At 64.3% G+C, this 23,354-nt stretch carries 19 protein-coding genes and 1 riboswitch; of the genes, 8 read left to right on the top strand and 11 right to left on the bottom strand.

The window, feature by feature from the left end; genetic code table 11:
* Nucleotides 1-344: 344 nt before the first annotated feature.
* Entirely contained in the window at nt 345-1,268 is a 924-nt protein-coding gene (locus tag CG471_RS08645) for a LysR family transcriptional regulator (RefSeq protein WP_099231584.1), read from the bottom strand.
* Between the two features lie 100 nt (nt 1,269-1,368).
* Here CG471_RS08645 and CG471_RS08640 point away from each other — a divergent pair, with 100 nt between their 5' ends.
* Nucleotides 1,369-2,784 (top strand): aldehyde dehydrogenase family protein, encoded by a 1,416-nt coding sequence (locus tag CG471_RS08640; protein WP_099231583.1) that lies wholly within the window; start codon nt 1,369-1,371, stop codon nt 2,782-2,784.
* The gene (locus CG471_RS08635; protein WP_099231582.1) at nt 2,781-3,512 is read left to right on the top strand and encodes an SDR family NAD(P)-dependent oxidoreductase; all 732 of its coding nucleotides are present in this window, start codon (nt 2,781-2,783) and stop codon (nt 3,510-3,512) included. The genes CG471_RS08640 and CG471_RS08635 overlap by 4 nt, the downstream gene beginning before the upstream one ends.
* 14 nt (nt 3,513-3,526) lie before the next feature.
* Here the strand turns inward: CG471_RS08635 and CG471_RS08630 are convergent, their stop codons facing one another.
* The 5 genes from CG471_RS08630 to CG471_RS08610 form a co-directional block, all read right to left on the bottom strand.
* Nucleotides 3,527-4,060 (bottom strand): cytochrome P460 family protein, encoded by a 534-nt coding sequence (locus CG471_RS08630; protein ID WP_099231581.1) that lies wholly within the window; start codon nt 4,058-4,060, stop codon nt 3,527-3,529.
* 11 nt (nt 4,061-4,071) lie between these two features.
* Nucleotides 4,072-5,106 (bottom strand): alpha/beta fold hydrolase, encoded by a 1,035-nt coding sequence (locus CG471_RS08625; protein ID WP_099231612.1) that lies wholly within the window; start codon nt 5,104-5,106, stop codon nt 4,072-4,074.
* A 137-nt stretch (nt 5,107-5,243) separates the two neighbouring features.
* Nucleotides 5,244-6,014 (bottom strand): alpha/beta fold hydrolase, encoded by a 771-nt coding sequence (locus CG471_RS08620; RefSeq protein WP_099231580.1) that lies wholly within the window; start codon nt 6,012-6,014, stop codon nt 5,244-5,246.
* Nucleotides 6,015-6,039: 25 nt separating this feature from the next.
* Complete coding sequence (locus CG471_RS08615) at nt 6,040-6,453, bottom strand: organic hydroperoxide resistance protein (protein ID WP_099231579.1); 414 nt, start codon at nt 6,451-6,453, stop codon at nt 6,040-6,042.
* Nucleotides 6,454-6,479: 26 nt separating this feature from the next.
* The gene (locus CG471_RS08610; protein WP_099231611.1) at nt 6,480-7,751 is read right to left on the bottom strand and encodes an epoxide hydrolase family protein; all 1,272 of its coding nucleotides are present in this window, start codon (nt 7,749-7,751) and stop codon (nt 6,480-6,482) included.
* A 214-nt stretch (nt 7,752-7,965) separates the two neighbouring features.
* On the opposite strand from CG471_RS08610, the gene CG471_RS08605 reads away from it, so the two are divergent.
* Nucleotides 7,966-9,051, top strand: coding sequence for a redoxin family protein (locus CG471_RS08605; RefSeq protein ID WP_099231578.1), 1,086 nt, complete (start codon nt 7,966-7,968; stop codon nt 9,049-9,051).
* Nucleotides 9,052-9,158: 107 nt separating this feature from the next.
* On the top strand, nt 9,159-11,900 hold the full coding sequence (locus CG471_RS08600) for a winged helix-turn-helix domain-containing protein (protein ID WP_099231577.1): 2,742 nt from the start codon (nt 9,159-9,161) through the stop codon (nt 11,898-11,900).
* A 48-nt stretch (nt 11,901-11,948) separates the two neighbouring features.
* Here CG471_RS08600 and CG471_RS08595 read toward each other — a convergent pair whose 3' ends face one another.
* The 5 genes from CG471_RS08595 to CG471_RS08575 all read right to left on the bottom strand — a co-directional run bounded on the left by CG471_RS08595 (nt 11,949) and on the right by CG471_RS08575 (nt 17,843).
* Nucleotides 11,949-12,593, bottom strand: a complete 645-nt coding sequence (locus tag CG471_RS08595; RefSeq protein WP_004207636.1) for a pentapeptide repeat-containing protein — start codon at nt 12,591-12,593, stop codon at nt 11,949-11,951.
* A gap of 112 nt (nt 12,594-12,705) precedes the next feature.
* Nucleotides 12,706-14,568: a methanol/ethanol family PQQ-dependent dehydrogenase gene (locus tag CG471_RS08590; RefSeq protein WP_099231576.1), complete on the bottom strand. Its 1,863-nt coding sequence runs from the start codon at nt 14,566-14,568 to the stop codon at nt 12,706-12,708.
* Between the two features lie 105 nt (nt 14,569-14,673).
* A complete protein-coding gene (locus CG471_RS08585) occupies nt 14,674-15,384 on the bottom strand; it encodes a response regulator transcription factor (RefSeq protein WP_257211475.1) in 711 nt (236 codons plus the stop codon).
* Entirely contained in the window at nt 15,351-16,775 is a 1,425-nt protein-coding gene (locus tag CG471_RS08580) for a HAMP domain-containing sensor histidine kinase (protein WP_180275650.1), read from the bottom strand. The genes CG471_RS08585 and CG471_RS08580 overlap by 34 nt, the downstream gene beginning before the upstream one ends.
* Nucleotides 16,776-16,949: 174 nt before the next feature.
* Nucleotides 16,950-17,843 carry a LysR family transcriptional regulator gene (locus CG471_RS08575; protein WP_099231573.1) on the bottom strand — a complete coding sequence of 298 codons (894 nt, stop codon included), beginning with the start codon at nt 17,841-17,843 and terminating at the stop codon, nt 16,950-16,952.
* A 119-nt stretch (nt 17,844-17,962) separates the two neighbouring features.
* On the opposite strand from CG471_RS08575, the gene CG471_RS08570 reads away from it, so the two are divergent.
* The 4 genes from CG471_RS08570 to CG471_RS08555 all read left to right on the top strand — a co-directional run bounded on the left by CG471_RS08570 (nt 17,963) and on the right by CG471_RS08555 (nt 23,352).
* The gene (locus tag CG471_RS08570) at nt 17,963-18,904 is read left to right on the top strand and encodes an alpha/beta hydrolase (RefSeq protein WP_099231572.1); all 942 of its coding nucleotides are present in this window, start codon (nt 17,963-17,965) and stop codon (nt 18,902-18,904) included.
* A 67-nt stretch (nt 18,905-18,971) separates the two neighbouring features.
* Complete coding sequence (locus CG471_RS08565) at nt 18,972-19,904, top strand: alpha/beta hydrolase (RefSeq protein ID WP_099231610.1); 933 nt, start codon at nt 18,972-18,974, stop codon at nt 19,902-19,904.
* 128 nt (nt 19,905-20,032) lie between these two features.
* A complete protein-coding gene (locus CG471_RS08560) occupies nt 20,033-20,569 on the top strand; it encodes an AAA family ATPase (RefSeq protein WP_099231571.1) in 537 nt (178 codons plus the stop codon).
* 217 nt (nt 20,570-20,786) lie between these two features.
* Nucleotides 20,787-21,029, top strand: a riboswitch (cobalamin riboswitch).
* A gap of 187 nt (nt 21,030-21,216) precedes the next feature.
* Nucleotides 21,217-23,352, top strand: a complete 2,136-nt coding sequence (locus tag CG471_RS08555) for a TonB-dependent siderophore receptor (RefSeq protein ID WP_072895810.1) — start codon at nt 21,217-21,219, stop codon at nt 23,350-23,352.
* Nucleotides 23,353-23,354 lie beyond the last annotated feature (2 nt).

Here is a 23,354-nt window from a genome sequence, read left to right as displayed (position 1 = left end):
AGCGGTAATGGCATCCATCATCCCGTCCCAGGCGCCCGCCTTCCGGCACCGCCCGCAGCGGTTGTGGTAGGTCGTGCGCGGGGCATGGCAGGCGGACAGAACGCGCCATGGCGCACCAGAGCGCAGCCGCCAGCTGCTCCCCTCGCCAAGTCTTGCTTCCCTGCTTGGCTAGGGGCACCCACACCTTAGCTTGCTCGCATAAACCTCTGAAGTTTATGGGGTCGCGGCCCAGGTGCCGACCGCCCGCTTTTTCCATGCAGTGCAGACGCTAGACGATGGAACAAACGCATCAGACGTACGCCATCTCTTCGATCACTGTGCCAACGATGCTTCCTGTTGCCCCTTCAACGCAGAATGACGCTGGTCAGATCTTCGCCTCGCTTATGCCCCTCGCGGATCAGGTCAATCAGTGCCTGTAACTTGCGCGGAATATGGCGACGCCCGGCAAAATAGAGCGACAGGCCGGCAAAGGGCGGCGTCCATTCGTCGAGCAGCGGGACCAGTCGCCCGGCCGCGATATGGGGTAGCGCGCCGCGCTCCTCGACATAGGCCAGCCCAGCGCCATCGACGGCCGCGTCCAGGATCAGGTCGGTCGCGTCGAGGACGAGATTACCTGGCGCGTCGATCAGCATGGCCTCTCCATGCCGCTCGAACTCCCAGCGATAGAGGCGCCCGCTGGATAGCCGCATGCCAATGCAGCGATGGTCCAGCAGATCGGCTGGCACGATCGGGGCGTCGCGCCCGGCCAGATAGGCCGGTGCGCCGACGACTATCATCCGCAGTTGCGGAAAGATCGGCACGGCAATCATGTCGGGCGGGATCGCATCGGCCAGCCGCGCGCCCGCGTCGAAGCCTTGCCCGGTAATGTCGACCAACGCGCTTTCGGTCACGATTTCGACCATGACCTGCGGATAGCGGCGGCCATATTCGAGGATGATCGGCTGCAGCATCATCCGCGCCGCGCCCGGTGATGTGTTGATCCGCAGCGTGCCGGACGGTTCGCTGGCATCGGCGCCCAGATCATCCACAATTTGGGCGATCGCCTGCAAGGCAGGTCCGATCCCTGCCACGAACTGCTCACCCGCGGCGGTCAGCACCACGCTGCGCGTCGTCCGGTTGAACAGGCGCACCGCCAGCCTCTCCTCCAGTGCGGCCACCGCATGGCTGAGCGCGGAGGAAGACAGGCGCAGATCGCGCGCTGCCGCGCGAAAGCCGCCGTGCCGGGCGACCGCCAGTACCGCCTCCATCTCCGCGACGCTCGGCATCATTGCGCGAAATTCCTTATCAGTCTGTACGATATTGTCCTTCTTATCAGATCGACGGCGCGGGTCCACATATGGCGCAGATGCATAATGGAGGCTTCATGCCATGCAGATGATCAGCGAAAACTATATCGACGGCCGGTTCCAGCCCGTGTCAGGCGATGAACAGGCGCCCTTGTTCAATCCGGCCACGGAAGAGCAGATCGGCATTGTCCGCCTGTCCAACGCAGCGGATGTGGATACCGCGGTGGCGGCGGCGAAGCGGGCCTTTCCCGTGATGGCCCACAGCACGGTGCCCGAGCGCATCGCGATGCTGCGGCGCCTGGCCGATGTGGTCGCCACCCATGGCGATGCGATGGCATCCGCAATGGGCCAGGAATATGGCGCCCCGACCTATTTCATCGACTATAGCGCGCGGCGCGCAGGCTCAGTCTTCCTCGACATGGCCAATGTGCTGGAAAGCTATGCCTGGCAGCGCCGGATCGGGGCTGCGGAGGTCGAAATGCGCCCGATCGGCGTCGCGGCGGCGATCACGCCATGGAACAGCAATTTCGGCTTCATCTGCGCCAAGCTGGCCACCGCGATCGCAGCCGGTACATCCATCGTCATCAAGCCGTCCGAGATGAGCGCGCTGCAGACCCATGTCCTGCTGCAGGCGCTCGACCGGGCCGACCTGCCGGCCGGCGCGCTCAACATCGTCAACGGATCAGGTGCGGTCGCAGGCGCGGCACTCACAACGCATCGCGACATCGCGAAGATCAGTTTCACCGGATCGACCGGCACTGGTCGGGCGATCCTGCATGCCGCCGCCGAACGGATGGCCCGCGTCACGCTCGAACTGGGCGGCAAGGGCGCGCAGATCATCCTCGACGATGCCGATCTCGACGCCGCTGCCGCGCAGGCCCTGACGAGCGGCTTCATCAACAGCGGCCAGGCCTGCATTGCCGGTACCCGCATCCTGGTTCCCGCGCGGCTGAAGGGCGCGTTGCAGGATCGCCTGATTGCCGCGCTGGCACACTGGCCGGTCGGTCCAGCCAGCGATCCAGCATCGCGCATCGGCCCGATGGTCAGCCAGAAGCAGTGGGACCGGGTGCAATCCTATATCCGGCTCGGTCGGAACGAGGGCGCAATCCTGCTGGCGGGAGGCGAAGGACGTCCCATGGGCCTGGATCGCGGCTGGTTCGTGCGGCCCACCTTGTTCACCGATGTCGACAACCGCATGCGCATCGCGCGCGAGGAAATATTCGGCCCGGTGCTGTCGATCATCGCCTATCAAGGCGAAGCGGATGCGATCCGGATCGCCAACGATAGCGATTATGGCCTGCAAAATTATCTGCTGGGTACCGACCCCGACCGGCTGAAGCGCGTAGCAAGACAGCTGGACTCAGGCCGGGTCGTCATCAACGGCGCGGCACATGAGCCGCTCGCCCCCTTTGGCGGGGTCAAACAGTCAGGCATCGGCCGCGAATTTGGCAGCTTCGGCCTCGACGCCTTCCTCGAACCGCGCACGGTGCTGGCATGAGCCGGATCGCGTTCGTCACTGGCGCCAACAAGGGACTGGGCAAGGAAGTGGTACGCCAGCTCGGCCAGGCCGGCATGACGATGCTGCTCGGCAGCCGCGACGCCGGGCGCGGCGCAGAGGCGGCGGCAGAGCTGCGCGCCGAGGGAATCGACGTCCAGTCGATCCGCATCGACGTGACCAGCGACGCCAGCGTGATCGCGGCAGCCGCTCAAATCGAGGCCGAGCATGGCCGGATCGACATATTGGTCAATAATGCCGGCATGTTGCGGCGCGTGCCGACGATCGAGACGTCGGCGGCGAACATGCGCGAAACCTATGACACCAATGTCTTCGGCCTGGTGCGGGTGACGCGGCAGATGCTGCCGCTGCTGGTCCGATCCGACGCACCGCGCATCGTCAACGTCGCCAGCACCAGCGCCTCGCTCGCACTCACCAGCGATCCCGCCACGATGTTCGGCCAGTCGGACACGATCCTGGCCTATGCCTCGTCCAAGACCGCGATCTTGATGCTGACGCAACATTATGCCCACGCCTTCCAGCGCAGCGCGACGCACCGGCACATCCGCATCAACAGCGTAACGCCCGGCCATATCGCCACCGACCTCAACGGCCATGCCGGCACCCGCACGGTCGAACAGGGCGCGCGCGCGGTCATGACCTTTGCGACGCTGCCGGACGATGGCCCCAATGGCGGCTTCTTCAATGAGGATGGCCCCCTGCCCTGGTAGGACGAGGACGCCCCTTATTCGGCATAGTCGGTGAAGACGAGATCCTTGCCCTTCTCCAGCCGGTCCAGCTTCTGGTGACAGGCAAAGCAGCTCTGCACCACGGCCGGGTCGGGATTGGGCCGCCCACCTTCGAACTGGCCATAGCCCCAGCCTCCGGTCGCGGCGTAGCGCTTCATGTCCTTGACGCTGACCTGTACATTGGTTGGCGCGCCGGCGACGAAGGATTGCGGGGCGGGAAACACCGCGTCGTTGCGCGGCGAGGCCTGATAGCGCCAGGCCAGCCGGACGATCACCGCGCCATCGGGAAAAGGCCGCTTGCCATCACGAAAGGCCTTCACCGCGATGGCATTGCCCAGGATCGCGCGAATATCATCATTCCTGCCATTTTCCTGCGCCACGCTGATCAGTTTCCAGTCGCGATAGCCCTTGGGCAGGGTCACGCCATAAATGGGAGAAGCCTGCGCCTCGCGGGCCGGGCCGGCAAAGACCACCGATCCGCCCAGCAGCAATGCCGCCATGCCCAGGGCCAGAGTGCCGATCCGTGTCATCGCTGGCTCCCTCATCCGGCCATGCGTGCGGCGTCGAGCACCGCCTGCGCAAAGGCCGCCGGCGCCTCCTGCGGCAGATTATGACCGATGCCACCATCGATCAGCCGATGGTCATAAACGCCCGCGAACTTCGCGCGATAGGCGGCCGGATCGGGGTGCGGCGCGCCATTGGCATCGCCTTCCATCGTAATCGCCGGGATCGTCACCGGCGGGCCGGCGGCCAGTTTCGCCTCCAGCGCGTCATATTGCGGCTCGCCTTCGGCCAGGCCCAGCCGCCAGCGATAATTGTGGATGACGATCGCGACATGATCTGGATTGACGAAGGAGGCCGCCGACCGGGCAAAGGTCGCATCGTCGAACGCCCAGCGCGGCGACGCCAATTGCCAGATCTGCTTGTTGAAGGCGTTGGTATTGGCGGCATAGCCGGCCTTGCCGCGCTCCGTCGCGAAATAATATTGATACCACCATTGCAGTTCCGCGGCGGGCGGCAGCGGCTTGGCATTGGCGGCCTGGCTGCCGATCAGATAGCCGCTGACCGACACCAGCGCCTTGCACCGTTCGGGCCACAGCGCCGCCATGATGTCTGCCGTGCGCGCGCCCCAGTCGAAGCCGGCCACCACCGCGTGGCGGATGCCCAGCGCATCCATCAGCGCGATGCCATCCGCGCCCAGCGCCGCCTGCTGTGCATTGCGCGGGGTGGCTGCGTCGCGGAAGACGGTGCTGCCATGGCCGCGCAGATGCGGGATGATGACCCGATGCCCCTGCGCCACCAGCAGCGGCGCGACCTCGGCAAAGGCGTGGATGTCGTATGGCCAGCCATGAAACAGCAGGACCGGCGCGCCATCGCGCGGCCCCATGTCGACATAGCCGATATTGAGCACACCGGCGTCGATCTGGCGGATCGGGCCCAGCGCAGGCGGGTTCGCCCCGGCAACCGGAGCGGCAAACGCCCGACCAGCCGACCCGCCAGCCACCAGCGTCGCGGCCATGGCGGCTGCGACACGAACGAAATCCCGGCGAGCGGGGTCTGCAATATCCTGACGCATCATCATTCTCCCATCCATGGGCTGAGCCACACTCCGATCTGACCGGAAATCGCGGCGACCACTTCCTGATAGGCGCGTCGCCGGCGATGCGCCTGTTAATCGCTGTGATCTGCTGTGAGCGCGCATGGTTCCCGTTGTCAGTCCGCCGTCGCCGCCTTCTCGATCAGCCGGGCGACTTCGGGTGCGTGCGACACCATCACGACATGCGATCCGCCACGGATCACAACGCTCTGCCGCGCCGCTGCGCGCTGCGCCATGAAGGCCATGGCGGCGGGCGGGATGTTGCGGTCAGCGTCGCCATAGATGAACCAGGACGGCACGGTCTTCCACGCTGCCTGGGTCGCGGCTTCCGACAGGGCGGCCTCGGCAATCGGGCGCTGCCCCGCCGCCATCAGCCGAGCTTCGGTCGGCGGCACGTCCGCGGCGAACTGGTCATGGAAGCGCGCCTGCAGGATATAGAGATCCTTGCCTCCCGAACCGAGCGTTACCGGCGGTGCCAGTGCCGGCCCAAGCGTGCTGCCGGGGAATTTTCCGGTCAGGCCGATGGCGGTTTCGCCGACGTCCGGCGCGAAGGCGGCGACATAGACCAGCCCCTTCACATTGGCTGGGCCGGCCGCCGCCTCGCTGATCACCGACCCGCCATAGGAATGGCCGACCAGGATCACAGGTCCGGCGATGCTGCGAACCAGATCGGCCACGACATCGGCGTCGGCCCGCACGCCGCGCAGCGGATTGGGCGCGGCGACGACCCGATAGCCATCCTGTTCAAGGAAGGGTATCACCCCGTTCCAGCTGGAACTGTCGGCAAAGGCGCCATGGACCAGGACGATGGTCGGCTTGACCGGCTGGGCCTGGGCATTGCCTGCGGCAAGCCCCGCCAGCAATGCGCCCATGATGAGAGTCCGCATGTCAAATCTCCTGAGGCTCGGGGTTTCAGACGAGCGTGACCAGGGCATCGATATTGCCCTTGATCGCCTTGGAATAAGGGCAGGTGCGGTGCGCCTGCTCAATGATCTGCCGGGCCATGTCGGGCGCGAGGCCGGGCACCGAGACATTGAGCCGGGCGGCAAGCGAATAGCCTTCGTCGCCATGGCGCAGCGACACTGCCGCATCGATCGCCAGGTCATCGGGCAGGGTCACGCCCTTCCCCTTCGCAGCGATCGCCATCGCGCCTTCGAAACAGGCAGACCAGCCGGCCGCGAACAATTGTTCGGGATTGGTCCCCTGCCCCGGTCCGCCGGGCGTGGAAAGAGGAAGGTCGAGGCGCCCATCGGAACTGCGGGCGTGGCCTTCGCGTCCACCGGTCACATGGACCTGGGCGGTGTAGAGCGTCTTGGTGTCGGACATGGCAAGTCTCCTTTTATTGAGGGGGTTCAGCGCAGTGGGCGGAAGGCAATGCGCAGTTCCTGTGCGAACAGCATCGGCTGTTCCCAGGCGGCGAAATGGCCGCCATCGGCCACCGCGTTGAAATAATGGAGGCGGCTGTAGCAGCGCTCGGCCCAGCTTCTGGGCGCGCGAAAGATCTCGCCGGGAAAGACGCTGATCGCGACCGGCAGGTCGATGACGCCGCGCGCGTTGAAATTATTGCTATGATCTTCCCAGTAGATCCGGGCGGCCGAGGCGCCGGTGCCGGTCAGCCAGTAGAGCGAAAGATCGTCGAGGATGGCATCGCGGCCCAGCAGCTTCTCGGGCTGGCCGTCGCTAAAGGTCCATTGCGCGATCTTCTCATACATCCACGCCGCCATGCCGACCGGCGAGTCCACCAGCGCATAGCCGATCGTCTGCGGCCGCGTGTTCATCATCGCGGCATAGGCGGCATTGTCGCGGTAGAAGGCGGCGAGCTGGTCGAAGGCCCGGCGTTCCGGCGCGCTCAAGGTGGCGGGGGCGGGATCGCCGGCGGCAAGGATATGGGCGATCTCGGCCGGCACCACGGCCGGCATGTTGAGATGGATGCCGATCAAGCCCGGCACATGCTGCAGAGCCATGCGCTGCGAGATCACCGATCCGCAATCGCCGCCCTGGCTGACATAGCGATCATAGCCCAGCCGCCGCATCAGCACTGACCAGGCCCGACCGATATGGTCGGATCCCCAGCCCGGCACGCGGGGCTTTTCGGAAAAGCCGAAGCCAGGGATCGAGGGAATGACGAGGTGGAAGGCGTCGTCGGCCGTGCCGCCATGCGCGGTCGGATCGGTCAGCGGACCGATGACCTTCAGAAATTCCAGGATCGACCCCGGCCAGCCATGGGTCAGGATCATCGGCAAGGCGCCCGCATGACGCGAACGGACATGGATGAACTGGATGTCGAGCCCGTCGATCCGGGTCATGAACATCGGCAGCGCATTGAGCTGCGCCTCGACCCGGCGCCAGTCATAGGCGCCCGCCCAGTAGCGCATCAGCGGTTCCAGCGTCTGGCGACGCACGCCCTGACTGTCATCAGCGACCGGCTGGGTGTCGGCCCAGCGGGTTTCGGCGATGCGCCGCTTCATCGTTGCAATGTCCACCTGCGGGATGGCGACGCGAAAGGGCCGAACAACCGTGTCGTCGATCGCCGCCCGCAGCGCGGACGGCATGGCGCCGGCCGCGCCTGCCAATGCAGCACCTGCCATGAACCGGCGGCGTGATGTCGAATGGGGTTCCGTCATGTTCATTTCCTCGATCCGGGAAGTCATGGTCCCGGAGATAGAGGAGCGCGCGCGGAACGCCCGTTAGTTGGGATGATGGGGCGTTAGCCGTTGCAAATGCGATCTGCCGCCCGCGCCACTGCCGCCAACTAATGCGCCCGCACAGGGCCTAACAGGCATCCGCGCGACCGGCCGCTACATTGCAGGCAAGAGAGCAACCACAAGGCCGCCCGCCATGACGAGAACCCGTTCCATCCGCTTCATCACCGCCGCCCTGCTGGCAGCCGGTGCTACCACCATCGCCTGCTGCGCCGATGCGATCCGCGCAGCCCCCTCCCTTGCCGCGCCGTTCGGCGCCCCGCGAAAGGCCATTGACGTGCTCGATCATGCAGGCCCCTGGCTGACGCCCGTGCCAGGTGGCGTGGCCTCCCTGCGCGGAAAGGTGGTGGTGGTGAATTTCTGGACCTATTCCTGCATCAACTCGCTGCGCGCCCTGCCCTATCTACGGGCCTGGCAGGAACGCTATGGCGACAAGGGGCTGGTCGTGGTCGGCGTCCATGCGCCCGAGTTCCGGTTCGAGCATGATCCCGCCAAGGTCCGTCAGGCCACAGCCCGGTTGGGCGTGGGCTATCCCAATCTTCAGGACAATGACTATGCCGTCTGGCAGGCGTTCGGCAATCAGGGCTGGCCCGGCTTCTATTTCATCGACGCCAAGGGACAGGTGCGCGGCTATCGCATCGGCGAGGGCGATTATGCCGAGTCCGAACAATTGATCCGCCGCCTGCTGGCCGAGGCCGGTCACGATCCTGCGGCCATTCCCTTAACGACAACCCAGGGGAGTGGGATCGAGGCGCCGGCAGACTGGCGCAATCTGACATCGGGCGAAGCCTATCTGGGCCATGACAAGGCAAGCGGCTTCCGATCGCCCGGCGGCCTGCGCCGGGATGCGACCGCTAGCTACAGGGCGGCAACCGATCTGCCGCTGGGCGGGTGGGATCTGTCCGGCGACTGGACCGTCGGATCGGAATTTTCCCGCCTGGACGCACCCAATGGCACGCTGCGCTATCGCTTCCATGCGCGTGACGCGCATCTGGTCCTGGGCGGCGCACCCGATGGCCACCCGATCCGTTTCCGCGTGACGATCGACGGCGCGGCGCCCGGTGCCAGCCATGGCGCCGATACCGATGCGCAGGGCTGGGGCGAAGTGCGGGACGACCGGCTCTACCAGCTTGTCCGCCAGACCGGCCCCATTCGCGATCGCACCATCGCCATCCAGTTCGCCCGGCCGGGGGCCAGAGCCTATTCCTTCACCTTCGGCTGATTTCCCGGTCCATCTTTCGCCACCCTACTGGTCGTTGCCTTTCGCTAACGATATGGCAATGCAGCAGACAGCGGCGCGAGCGTCGCCGGAAATGGGACGGTGCGAGCGTGGCGAACGGAGACAGGCAGCTTCTGGGCGAACGGCGCAGCTTCGGCCCCTTCGCGCTGCTGCCGGCCGAACGGCTGCTTACCCGCGATGGTGTCCCGGTCGAGATTGGCGGCCGCTCCTTCGACCTGCTGGTGGTGCTGACCGAACAGCCGGGGCAGATCCTTTCCAAGCGCGACCTGTTGAAGCGGGTCTGGCCCGATGTCGTGGTCGAGGATGGCAGCCTGCGCTTCCATATGGCGGGCCTGCGCAAGCTGCTGGGCGAAGGCACCGATGGCGCACGCTATATCGCGACCCAGGTTGGTGTCGGTTATGCCTTCGTCGCCCCGGTCGCGGTGCAAGGGCCGGAGACGGGTCAGACCGTGACGTCCGCCCCTGCCCCGCTCGCACCGACGCATAATATCCCGCCGCGCCTGCCGCACCTGATCGGCCGGACGGAGGATCTGGCGCTGTTGCAGAACAGGGTCGTCGATACGCCGCTGTTCACGATCGTCGGCGCCGGCGGCGTCGGCAAAACTTCGCTGGCGATCGAGATCGGCCACGCCCTGGCCCCGCAATTCTCCAATCGCGTCGCCTTCGTCGATTTCAGCATGCTGGAAAATCCCGGCCTGGTGCGGCCGATGATCGCCGGCGCCATGGGCCTGACCGTGCAGAGCGACGATCCGCTGGCGGTGATCCTGGGCCATCTGCGCGATCAATCCTTTCTGCTGCTGCTCGACAATTGCGAGCATCTGATCGCCCCCACAGCCGAACTGGTCGAACATATCATCGACGCTGCGCCGCAAGTGCGCATCCTCGCCACCTCGCGTGAGCCGCTGCGCGTCCGCGGCGAACATGTCCATCGCCTCGACGCGCTCGGCTATCCCAACGATGGAGAAGCCCTGACGTTGGCACAGTTGCGCGCCTATCCCGCGATCGAACTGTTCCTTGAACGGGCGCGCGCGGCCGACAGCCAGTTTCGGGTCGATGAGAGTGACGCGTGCCTGATTGGGGATCTCTGCGCCCGGCTGGGCGGCATGGCCCTGCCGATCGAACTGGCGGCCGTGCGCGCCGCATCTCATGGGCTGGAGGCGACGGCCCGGCAACTGGGCGAACGGTTCAGCCTGATGTGGCCGGGGCGGCGCACCGCCCTGCCGCGTCAGCAGACATTGCAGGCGACGCTCGACTGGAGCCGTGACCTCCTGCCCGACGTCGAGCGGATCGTGCTGGAGCGGCTGGCCATCTTCGTCGGCCCCTTCTCGATCGACGCGGCGCTCGCGGTGGTGGCCGACGCGCTGGTGGGCGCGGACGATATCGCCGCCGCCGTCGATCAACTGGTCGCCAAGTCGCTGATCGCGCCAAATCGGATGCGAGGCGCGGGTACCTATCGCCTCCTGGAAATGACCCGTGCTCATGGGCGCCAACATCTGCTGACCCGTGGACAGGCCGAGGTTAATGCCAATGCCCGGCGCCATGCCGCCTATTATCTGGCGGAACTGGAAGCCCTGCTCGCGCAGGAAGATGACGTCCTTCAGGATCAGCGCCCCCTGCGGCAGCAACTGGGCAATATCCGCAGCGCGCTCGATTGGGCCTTTGGTGACAATGGCGATCGGCGCATTGCCGTGCGCCTTGCCGCTGCCAGTGCGCCGGTCTTCCTCAATCTCTCGCATCTGATCGAATGCCGCAACTGGTGCAGCCGGGCGCTGGCCGAAATGATGGACAGCGAACGCGGCACCGCGATCGAGCTGGAATTGCAGGGCGCGCTCGCCATCGCGCTGATGTTCACCCGTGGCAATCGGCCGGAAGCCGGCAAGGCGCTCGACCGCGCGCTGGAAATCGCCCGTCTGCTGGACGATCACTGGAGCGAGCTGCGCATTCTTGGCCGACTGCACATTTTTCATGAGCGGATCGGCGAATATCAGGTCGCGATGGATCACGCCGCGCGGGCAATTCAGGTGGCCGAGGCGGTCGGCGAGGATGAAGCCATCGGCGTCGCCTATTCGCTGTCAGGCATTTCGCACCATCTGGCCGGCGACCAGATACAGGCGCGCACCGATCTGGAAATGTCCCTGGCGCATGCTCCCCAATCGCTGCGCAGCCAGACGGTGCGCTATGGCTTCGACCATCGCAATCGCTCCATCATCGCACTGGCCCGCACGCTCTGGCTGACCGGTGATGAACAGCGGGCCAAGGCGCTGGCGCGCCAGGCCGTCGAGGACGCCGCGACGCTCAATCATCCCGTGACGCTCTGCATCGCGCTGATCTGGTCGCTGTCGATCCATAGCTGGATGAGGGACTTTGCTGCCGCGGAGGAGACGCTCGCCACCTTTGCCGACTGTGCCGAAGCCAATGCCCTAGGCCCCTATATCGCCGTAGCCAGCGGATTTACCGGCGAGTTCGCGATCCTGCGCGGGGAAGCAGGCGGCGACGCGCTGACAGCCATCGAGCAATGCCTCGTCCGGCTGCGCACTGCCCGTTATGATCTGCTGACGACGCCTTTTTCCATCGCACTGGCGCAGGGCTTGATGCTCGACACGCGTTTCACAGAGGCTGACAAGGTGATCGACGCCACCATCCGGCGATGCGAGGCAAATGGCGAACAATGCCTGATGCCCGAATTGTTGCGGATCAAGGCCAGGATCGCAATCGGACTCCTCGACAGCGCAACCGCGAAATCCTCCCTGGATAACGCCATCACGCTCGCGCGCCGGCAAGGCGCTGTCGCATGGGAGTTGCGGGCCGCCGCTGATCTGGCTTCCCCGTAACGGCTGTTGGCGGATAGGTTCTGGGCGCAGGAGAAACGCGCGACAGGCCTATTGATTGCGTTGCCGCTCCCTTTCCTCCGTCTGCCAGACGGTATCGCCGTTTTGCCAATGGGTCGGGCAGCCCCGGCAATCCTTCATCCAGGCATCCTGGAACACGGCAAAGCGCAATTGCACGCCATCCATGACGGCGCGTTCCAGGTCGGCTTCGTAGAATTTGGCTTCCATGAGATCGGTGTTGATGAAGCGCGCATCCTGAAAGCTTGCTCCCTTGAGCAGCGCCTTTTCCAGCGTGGCGGCGGTCATGTCGCTGCGGTCGAACCGCGCCTTGGCTGCGCGGACGAAGGACAGATCGGTGCCGCGCAGCGATGCCCCTTCCAGACGGGTGCCGCCCATGAAGGCCGTGCTCATCCGGGCGCCGTCGAGGTCGGCGCTCGTCAGCTTGGCGCCAGTCAGATTGGCATGGCGCAGATCGGCGCGCGCAAGCTTTGCTCCGGTCAGGTCGGCGCCGCTGAGGTCGGCATTGGCCAGATCGGCAAAGCGCAGGTCGGCGCCGGGGCAACTCGCCTTCGGTCCGATCCGGCAGCCATTGACGATCCAGGGATCGGGGCGCTCCTCGACATTGGTGATGAGCATCTGGGCAGTGGCTGGCGGGACAGCCAGCGATGCGGCCAGCAGGGACAGGATGATGCGCATGGCAGGTTCCCCATGAAAACAGAGTCCGCCCGGTCGGTCGGCAAGGGAGGCACCGGCCGACCGGGCGGATCGGCACCGGGGGTGATGAGGCCCCGGTGATGCCGGAAGGGGATCAGCCTTCGGGCAGTTCGAACACCCAGAATGAGCCACCCTGACTGACCGAGCGCGTCAGGTCCGCCATGTCGCCACCCCATAGCGGCACCGCGCCGCCATAGCCCGAGGCGAGGCCGATATATTGCTTGCCATCCATCTCCCAGGTGATGGGCACGGACACCACGCCCGACCCGGTCTGGAATTTCCACAGCTCCTCGCCAGTCTTGGCGTTGAACAGCTTCACATAGCCGTCGCTTGTGCCCTGGACGACGATATTGCCCTTGGTCGTCAGGTTGCCGCCCCATAGCGGCAGATGCTCCTTCGCCTCCCAGGCGATCTTGCCGGTCTTGGGGTCCAGCGCCCGCAGCACGCCGACATGATCGTCGAACTGCTTGCGGATGCGGAAGCCCTGACCGAGATAGGCGGCACCCTTGTTATAGGTCACATTCTCGGTCCAGTAATCTTCCGACCAGTCGTTGGACGGGATGTAGAACAGTCCGGTTCCCGGATTGTAGGACATGGGCATCCAGTTGGTGCCGCCCAGGAAATTGGGGGTGACCTTGATCACGTCCCCCTTGTCCTGGCCTGGTGCGGGCGGCGGCGGACGCTGCCCCGGATTTTCGATCGGCCGGCCATTGGCCACATCCCATTTGCTGGCCCAGCTGATGTTCGGGACGAAGGGATAGATGCCCAGCGCCGATCCTTTCTGCTTGCTGATCTTGCCATCGCGCTTGGTCAGCTTGTCGAGATCGGTCAGGAAGAAATAGCCGTTGCGATCGGCATGGGCGCCGGCGCGGATCGTCTTGCCGTCCTTTTCCAGATCGAACAGCACGATCGGGTTGTTGCCCGAAAAGTCCCAGGCGTCGTTGGGCGTATGCTGGAAGAAGCCCACCGGCTCGCCGGTCGAGGGTTCGATATAGACCTGGCCCGATGTGTAGAGGCTGTCGCCCGGCGAACGCTTCCAGGTGTTCCATGGCGCGGGATTGCCGGTACCGATGACGATCGTGTTGGTATTCACGTCGAAGGTCGCCGACTGCCAGGGGGCTCCGCCGCCATGGTTCCACGCCTCGACCTTCTTGCCATCCTTGTCATTGGGCCAGCTCGGCGCCTTGGGATCGCCAGTGAAGCTCGACGGCTTGCCGTTGAGGCGGCCCTGATGCCCCTCAACCATCGGCCGCATCCAGATTTCCTCGCCGGTGTCGGGATCGCGGGCATAAAGTTCGCCCACCACGCCGAATTCATCACCGGACGATCCGTGGATCAGCATGACACGGCCGGTCTTCTGATCCTTCACGATCGTCGGCGCGCCGGTCATGGTGTAGCCGGCCTTGTGATCCTGGAACTTCTTGTTCCACACCACCTTGCCGGTCTTGCGGTCGAGCGCGATCATGGAGGCGTCGAGCGTGCCGAGAAAGATCTTGTCGCCATAGATGGCCGCGCCGCGATTGATGACGTCGCAGCAGGGACGGATGTCATCGGGCAGGCGCGCGGTGTAGGACCAGATCTTCTTGCCCGTCGCCGCATCCAGCGCGAATATCCGGCTGTAGGATGCGGTCACATAGATGACCCCGTCATAGAAGAGCGCCTGGCTTTCCTGTCCGCGCTGCCGCTCGTCGCCGAAGGAGAAAACCCATTTGGGCACCAGTTTCTTCGCAGTGTCGCTGTTGATCTGGTCGAGCGTGCTGAACCGCTGGGCCCGCACGCCCAAGCCGTACATCAGCACATTGTCGTTGCTCTGCTCGTCATTCAGGATGTCGTCCCAGCTCACGCCTGGCAGCTTGAAATCATGCTTGGCCGCAGCCCCATTCTGGCCCAGCGCCGGCCCCGCCAGCATCGTTGCCAGCGCCGTAATAGCCGCCAGCCGCCCCCTTGCTCCTCGCATCGCATCCTCCTTGGCAGTGCGGCTTGATCGCCGCTTACCCGGAGAAGTGTAGGAAGGCTTTTTGAGAGCGTCCTGAGCGCTTGATGAGAACCCTCTCAATATCGCTCATGCTTTGGTCCCATGCCGCAGCATGAAACCGACCCCACGCACCGTCAGCAGGTCGGGCGCGCAGGCGTGCGCGGCCAGGCGCTTGCGCAAATAGCCGACATAGACATCGACGCTGTTTTCCGTGACGTCGGCGTCGGTGCCCCACGCCATGTCCAATATCTGGCTGCGCGATACCACCTGTCCCGCCTGACGGGCCAGACACAGCAGCAGGTCGAACTCGCGCCGGCTGCAATCGAGCGGCTCCCTCTCGATCTGCGCCGTCCGGGCACGAATGTCGATCGCCAGCGATCCCAGCGACAGGCGCTCGGCATCGCGGCCTTCGCGACGTCGAACCATGACCGCCAGCCGCGCCAGCAATTCCTCGAAGGAAAAAGGCTTGGTCAGATAATCATCGGCGCCGCAGCGAAACCCCTCCAGCTTTTCGTCCAGGCTGGCGCGCGCGGTCAGCATGCAGATCGGCAAGTCGACCCCGTCCTGCCGCAACTGACGGCACAGGTCGGCGCCATCCATATCAGGCAGGCCAAGATCCAGGATCGCGGCATGGAACAGGCCGGATGCCAGTCGTGGACGGGCCCGCCGTCCCGATGTCTGCCATTCCACCATATAGCCTTCAGCCATCAATCCGCGATGGACGAAGCGGCCGATGCCCGGATCATCTTCCACCAGCAGGATGTTCATGACACCACCGGCAAGGTCAGCGACACGCACAGGCCCTCCCTCATACGGTGATTGGCAGCGTCCAATTGGCCGCCATGCCGATCCGCGATCCATCGCGCGAGCGCAAGCCCGAGCCCGGTGCCGCCCCGGCTGCGTCCGACATCCGCCTGGAAATAGGGATCGAAAATCCTGGCCAGATCGGCCTCCGCCACGCCCGGACCATCGTCGCTGATCGCGATGCGCGCGCGATCGCCGTCCGATCGCATATCCAGCCGGATCATGCCCTCGGGCGGCGAGAATTTTATGCCATTATCGATGATGGCAACGAGGGCTTGGCGCAATCGATCGGGGTCGCCGACGATCGGCACCGCATCGCTTGCCGTTTCAAGTTGAAGCCCGATACCACTTGATCGGGCGAAAGGGGCCACCATGGCATGGGCGTCGCGCAGCACGGCGGCAAGGTCGATCGGCCGGGACGCGACCAACAAGGCGCCATCTTCCGCCTGGGCCAGCGCCAGCAGGTCGTCCAGCCGCCGATGGAGGAACTGGCCGCTGTCGACGATATGGACCAGCGCATCCTCCAGTGCAGCGCGATTCTCCGGCCGGCGCAGCGCCACTTCTGCTTCACCGCGCATCACGGTGACGGGCGTGCGCAGCTCATGGCTGACCTTGGACAGGAACAGCCGACGCCGGCCATCGATATCGCGCAGCCGTTGATTGGCCTGTTCCAGGGCCGTCGTGCGGGTGGCCACCTGCGTCTCGATCGCTTCCGCCATATCGTTGAACTGGGCGGCCAGATGCTGTAGTTCGTGCAGCCCCTGCAGCCGAACGCGTGCAGGGCCCCGTTCTGCCCTGAGCCTGTCTGTGCCATCGATGAGCGCAGCGATGGGCGCCACGATGCCGCGCCACAGCAGCCAGCCGGTTGCGCCACACAGCAGCAGGATGAAAAGCGCCACGCTGCCAATCAGCCAGCCGCTCCAGCGCTGCGCCTGTGCGATCGATTGCGCGGCCTCCCGCGCCTCCCCCTGTTCCCGGACGGCGATGTCATGCGACAGAGCGCGTGCCGCCCTCCATCCCGCCCGATCGGAATTGCCTATGATCCCGGCGAGTTCTAGCGCCCTTGCCCATTCATGGCTTTGCTGGGCCTGACTTTCCGCGTCGGTTTCGATCAGGTGCCGTTCGTTTTCAATACTGCCCAGATAGGCTCGCATGCCGACTGCAATGGCCTGATCCATGGCAACATGCTGTGACCGATCGGCCAGTTGCCGGGCGACGATGTCCGCCTCCAGCCGGGTGACCAGCAGCGCCTGATGCTGGGCCATTTCGATCCGCGAAAGCAACCGAGCGGCGAGCCTGTGATGCCAGATAGATGTCGCGATCAGCACAGCGAGCGACAATATCAGCGCCAATGCGCCCGCGACCATCGCCTTCCTGAAGCTCACCGGCACCTCCCCGATGCGCTGTCATCCGCACCTGCATGGATGCCGAACATAATGGGCCAGGCCGCGCGGTTGGATCATACTTTGGTCCAATAAGGTTTTCCTGACCCATGCCGGACGCTCAGTTCCTAATTTTCGCGGACCGGAAGCAGACATTCCGTTTAGTCGCATGGGCGCCTAATCACGATAGCGCACGGCTTCGACAAACAGCTTGAAAGCGGCGGAGGCATGCCGCCGGTTGGGATAATAAAGCTGATAGCCCGGCAGGTCGGGCGTGAACTTGCCCAGAACCTGGATCAGTCGCCCGGCATCAAGATCATCCTGCACCTGATCGGTCGGCAGATAGGCGAGACCGTGACCATCGAGCGCCGCAGCACGGACGAGTTCAATCGTCGTCAGCGCCAGCGGCCCGCCGACGCGCACCTTCGCCTCCCGCCCGCCGCGCATCAGACGCCAGGCCAGGGGCACCCGAGAACCGGGCAAGCCCAGATTGATGGCGCGATGATCGACAAGGCCGGCCGGAGACGCCGGCGCGCTTCGTCCGGCGAAATAGGCGGGCGCACCGACGATCGCCATTGGCACATCCGCGCTGATGCGAACCGCAATCATGTCCTTGGCGATCTCGCCGCCCAACCGAACACCGGCGTCGAACCGATCGGCCACCACATCCGCGAGCGCATAGTCGATCGTCAGTTCAACCGTGACATCCGGATTTTCAGGGAGCAGCTTGCGCATCGCTGGCAGAAGGATGGTCTTGGCGGCATGCTCCACCGTCGTCACGCGGATCGTGCCCGATGGCCGATCCCGCAAATCCCCCAGCGACGCAATGGCGCCGTCCAGATCATGCAACATCGGCCCCAGCGTGGCGATCAACCGTTCCCCTGCCTCTGTCGGGGCGACGCTGCGCGTGGTGCGGGACAGGAGGCGCATCCCAAGCCGCTCCTCGATCTTGCGCACGATCTGGCTGAGCCCTGATTGCGCCATGCCCAGGCGTGCGGCCGCCTTGGTGAAACTGCGTTCTTCCGCAACGATCACGAATGCCGCCAGATCAGCGATCTCATCGCGCCTCATTCATCACTCCAGTGATAGGACCAAGCAGCATTACCTATCTAATCCACGCAATCGCCAGGGTCTATATCTCCCTTATCGGCAGACGATCCCCCCGTCGCCAGCCCTGAGGAGACCGAGACATGAGCAAGATCAGCTTCGCCAATTCGAACAACCCGTCGATAGCCATGTCGGCCGTCATCAACCTGCCCGAAGGCTTTGATGCAACCCGGCGCTATCCGGCGATCGTCGTTTCGCATCCAGGCGGCGGGGTGAAGGAGCAGACGGCCGGCACCTATGCCCGCAAGCTGGCGGAGCAGGGCTTCGTCACGATCGCCTTCGACCGCTCCTATCAGGGCGAAAGCGGTGGCGATATTCGTCAGCTGGAAAATCCCCATATCAGCACCGAGGATGTCAGCGCGGTCATCGATCATCTGACGACGCTGCCCTATGTCGACCGGGACCAGATCGGCGCGATGGGCATCTGTGCCGGCGCCGGCTACACGGCCAATGCCGCGATCCAGGATCGCCGGATCAAGGCGATCGGTACGGTCAGCGCGGTCAATATCGGTTCCATGTTCCGCAATGGCTGGGACAATATGGTCAAATCGATCGACGCGCTGCCCTATGTCGAGGCGGGCTCGAACGCCCGCACCGCCGACGCCAAGGGCAAGGGCCATGCGACCATGCCGCTGGCACCGATGAACGAAGCGGACGCGCCGAACGAGGAGCTTCGTCAGGCCTGGGAATATTATCATACTCCGCGCGCCGAATATCCGACCGCGCCCGGCTTTGCGACGCTGCGCAGCCTGAACCAGATCATCACCTATGATGCCTATCATATGGCCGACGTCTATCTGACCCAGCCGATCCAGATCGTCGCCGGCAGCATGGCGGGCTCGAAGTGGATGAGCGATGATCTTTATGATCGCGCGGCCAGCACCGACAAAGCGTTCCATGTCGTCGAGGGCGCCAATCATATGGACCTTTATGATGGCGAAGCCTTTGTCGACGAGGCCGTGTCCGTCCTCGCCCCGTTCTTCACGGCCAAGCTGACGGCCGCCGTGACCGAACCCGCCGAGTAATCGTGCAAGCAGGCGCCGGGAGCATTGCGCTCCTGGTATGCCCCCCATCTTTCCCGAGGAAATGATCATGGAAAGCGTTCAGATCCGGAACCGCGACATGGCCTGGCACATCGCCGCCAACATCCTGTTCCCGCCGAATTTCGATGCAGCAAAGAGCTGGCCGGCAATCATTGCCGTCCACCCGTTCGGCAGTTGCAAGGAGCAGACGTCGGGCAATGTCTATGGCAAGGCACTGGCCGAACAGGGCTTCGTCGTCATCGCCTATGATGCCAGCTTTCAGGGCGCCTCGGGCGGCGAACCGCGCTGGATCGAGGATCCGACGCAGCGGGTCGAGGATATCAGTCATGTGATCGACTATGCCGTGACGCTTTCCTATGTCGATGCCGACCGGATCGGCGTGATCGGCGTCTGTGGCGGGGGCGGCTATGTGCTGAACGCCACCCTCACCGAAAAGCGCATCAAGGCGGTCGTGGCGATCACGCCCGTCAATATCGGCCGCCTTTTCCGCGAGGGGTTCAGCAATTATGATCCTCTGGGCGCGCTCGACGCCATGGCCACGCAGCGGACGAAGGAAGCGCGCGGCGGCGAATTGCAGGTCAATGAACTACTGCCTGCCAGCCCCGAAGCTGCCAGGGACGCGGGCCTTACCGAGCGCGATGTGTTCGAGGCGACCGATTATTACAAGACCCCGCGCGGGCAGCAGCCGGGCGGCTGGACCCGGATGCTGTTCAGCCATGCGCAGAATACGCTGGGCTGGGACGCCTTTGCCTTTGCCGAGATGCTGATGACGCAGCCGATGATGGTGGTGATCGGCCAGAAGGTGGGGGCATTCGGCGCCTATCGCGACGGGATGGAAATCTACGGCCGATCGGTCGCCTCAAAGGATCGGCAACTCGTCGCGCTGGAGGACTGGTCGCATTATGACCTCTACGACAAGCCGGAGCCGGTCGGTCTGGCGCTCGACAGGCTGGTGCCGTTCTTCAAGACCCATCTGAGCTGAGCCTGGTCTCCATGATCGATAGTGGAGCATCGATCATGGAGACCGGCAGGACCCGCCCCTTCCCGGTCGTTCAGCACCGGCCCTCATAACGTAGCAGTTGCCACTCAACGCAGGAGAAAGATGCCATAATGGCCGAACGATTTCATATCATCACGGGCGGCCCAGGTTCTGGGAAGAGCACCTTGATTGACGCGCTTGGGTCCGAGGGCTTCGCTCACATGCCGGAGGCCGGTCGTGCAATCATACAGGATCAAGTGAGCATAGGTGGCACGGCGCTGCCATGGTCAGATCGCGAAGCCTTTGCAGCCTTGATGCTTTCATGGGACATGCGATCGTATCGAGAGGCGACATCGTATCCCGGATCCGTGATCTTCGATCGAGGCATTCCCGATGTTATCGGCTATTTGCGGCTTTGTGATCTACCAGTGCCAGCAGCCACAATGCGCGCTGCGGAAATTCGACGCTATGCCAAACGGGTTTTTATCGCGCCTCATTGGCCGGCGATCTTCGCCCAAGATACTGAGCGCAAGCAGTCACCCATCGAAGCCGAAGCGACCTATCGCGCGATGATCGATGCTTATTCTGGTCTTGGATACGAGATCATCCAGCTTCCGCTCGCTTCCGTCACTGAACGTGTAGCCTTCGTCCGATCTCACATCGCATAGCGAGTGGCTGTTAACGGCGGGGTTTACGACCTGACGTCGGACAGCATTTCTCACCTCACATGTGGCCGGACCATTATGGCTCTCGATCGGTCGCTCAGAGCCGCTGTATGGCGATAATGGAGCGCACCTTTGCCATCGAGGCATGACCAAATTCCACATTCCACGAATTTCTTGCTATCCTGTTCGATAGCCCATAGTTCCCAGCCCGTCCCCTAACGGGGGGCAAGATCGCGTTGGTGCTTCGAAAGAGGCTTAAAAGGGAACGCGGTGGAGGGGTACTGCCCCTGAAGCCGAGGCTGTCCCTGCAACTGTAAGCGGATAGCGCGATGCATATCGCGGCAGGCCAAGGATGCCTGTCGCAGCCACTGGGCCGGACGCTAACTCCTGCGAGGCCTGGGAAGGCCGTGCATCGTGCGATGACCCGTGAGCCAGGAGACCTGCCAGCGTCCGGTCGCTCTTGCCTTGGTCCAGGGGATGGCCGCGGCACGGTGTACTCCGTCTGAGCGACGAACTTGCGGCCAGGCCGCAACGGTGGGTTCCGCCGGTCGCTCGTTTGCGCCCGGTCTCCACCGCTGCGCCCGTGCGAGGGGACGTCCTCCTGCGCGGGAACCTGTCCGTTCGACTGGAAAACGCAACGGGGGTTACACATGAATACACGATCGATTCTTTCCGGCCTGATCCGTTCCGGCGCATCATGTTGCGCACTGGCGGCAAGTGTCACCGCAACGCATGCTCAGGAGACCGCCGACGCCGCGCCCGATGGCACGGAGAACATCGTCGTCACGGCGCGCAAGGCCGGCGTCCTGCAGCTTGGCCAGCAGGCCGATGCCTCCAGCCGCCTTGGCCTGACGCCTATGCAGACGCCCGCGAGCGTCGATGTCATCACCAAGGAGATGATCCGCAGTCTTGGCGATCGCACCGTCGTGGCCGCCGCGGCGCGCGCGCCGGGCCTGATCAACAATTCCTCGGCATTCGGCTATTCGCTGAGTTCACGCGGGTTCACCGGCTACACTTCGGTGATGCAGCTCTATGACGGCATGCGGGTCTATACGACGACCACGCAGACCTTCCCCGCCGATCCCTGGATGGCCGAGCGCATCGAGGTGCTGCGCGGCGCTGCGTCCGTGCTCTATGGCGAAGGCGGCATCGGCGGCGCCATCAACGTTGTGCGCAAGAAGCCCAACACCGAAGAGTTCGAAGGTGAACTACGCCTCAGCGGCGGCTCTTTCGATACATATGCAGCGGCCGGCGGGATCGGCGGGCCGATCGGGGACAAGCTGTCCTATCGCGTGGATCTCAGCTACAACCGGTCGGACGGCTGGATGGAGCGCGGACGCTCCCGTAGTCTCGCCCTGTCGGCCGCGCTGCGCTACCAGGCCAGTGACGATCTGGTGCTGACCCTGACGCATGATCGCGCCGATCTAGATCCGACGATCTGGTACGGCACGCCGCTGCGTGATGGCAAGCTGGTGCGCGAAATCCGCAAGAAGAACTACAATATCGCCGACCGCTCGCTGCGCTTCGACGATGCCTGGACCCAGGCCAAGGCGGAATGGACGCCTTCAGACGGGGTGACGATCACCAACGTCGCCTATTACCTCACCGGCTTCAAGCACTGGCGCAATGCAGAAGGCTATGCCTGGTCCGGCGATCAGATCCGCCGGTCGAGCTATCTGGAAATCTTCTACAAGACCAAGCAGTGGGGCGACCGCTTCAACGCGGTTTTCGACCACACATTGCTGGGCATGGACCACCGCCTGAGCCTGGGCGGAGAGTATAACAGCGGATCGCTGCTGCGCACCGACAGTTCGCCCAATTCCCGATCCGACCTGGTGGATCCCTACGACTACGCGCCCGGCACGTTTCTGGATGGCGCCTTCGGCACCCGGTACAAGTATAAGACAGATGTGCAGCAATGGGCGCTGTTCGGCGAAAGCCGCCTCTCGCTGTCGGATCGACTGTCGCTGGTGACGGGCCTGCGCTACGATCGCCCGAAGACCGAGCGCCACGATGCGCTCGATCCGACCGCCGACTACACCGCGCGCTATCCCAGTACCAGTTGGCGTGCGGGGCTGGTCTACAATCCCACGGACACGATCTCGCTTTACGCGCAATATTCCGCGGCCGCCGATCCGGTGACGGCGTTCCTCACCGCGACGCTGGCACAAACCAGCTTCGATGTATCCACCGGGCGGCAATGGGAAGCGGGTGCCAAGGCAACCTTCCTCGACGGGCGCGGCGAATTCACGCTGTCGGGCTATCGCATCGTCAAGAAGAAGATCCTGACCCGCTCCGCCAATGATCCCACGGTGTCTGTGCAGGTCGGCCAGCAATCGTCCTACGGCGTCGAGGCATCGTTCGGACTGGCCGTGACCAAGTCCTTCAGCATCCTGGCCAACGGCACGATCCTGAACGCGCAATATGACGACTTCGACGAACTTGTCGGCACGGAGCTTGTCAGCCGCAACGGCAACATGCCGATCGGCGTTGCCGAAAAGGCAGCCAATCTGTGGCTTTCTTGGCGGCCGGTGCAACCGCTGCACCTCGACACCGGCCTGCGCCATGTCGGCAAGCGCTATTCGGACGCCGCCAATACCCGTCGCATTCCGGCCTATACGCTCGTCGATGCTTCAGCCCGCTACGACCTGGGAGAGAAGACCAGCGTGACGCTCAACCTGCGCAATGTCTTCGACCGGATCTACGTCCAGAACAGCTATTCCACCTCACAGTGGGTGCTGGGTGAGCCGCGCAGCGTCGCGGTGACGTTCGAGCAGCGGTTCTGATC

The organism is Sphingobium sp. IP1 (assembly GCF_002708645.1).
Classification (GTDB): Bacteria; Pseudomonadota; Alphaproteobacteria; order Sphingomonadales; family Sphingomonadaceae; genus Sphingobium; species Sphingobium yanoikuyae.
The sequence above is the reverse complement of the archived record's forward strand: the minus strand, read 5'-3'. Positions and strand labels throughout refer to the sequence as shown.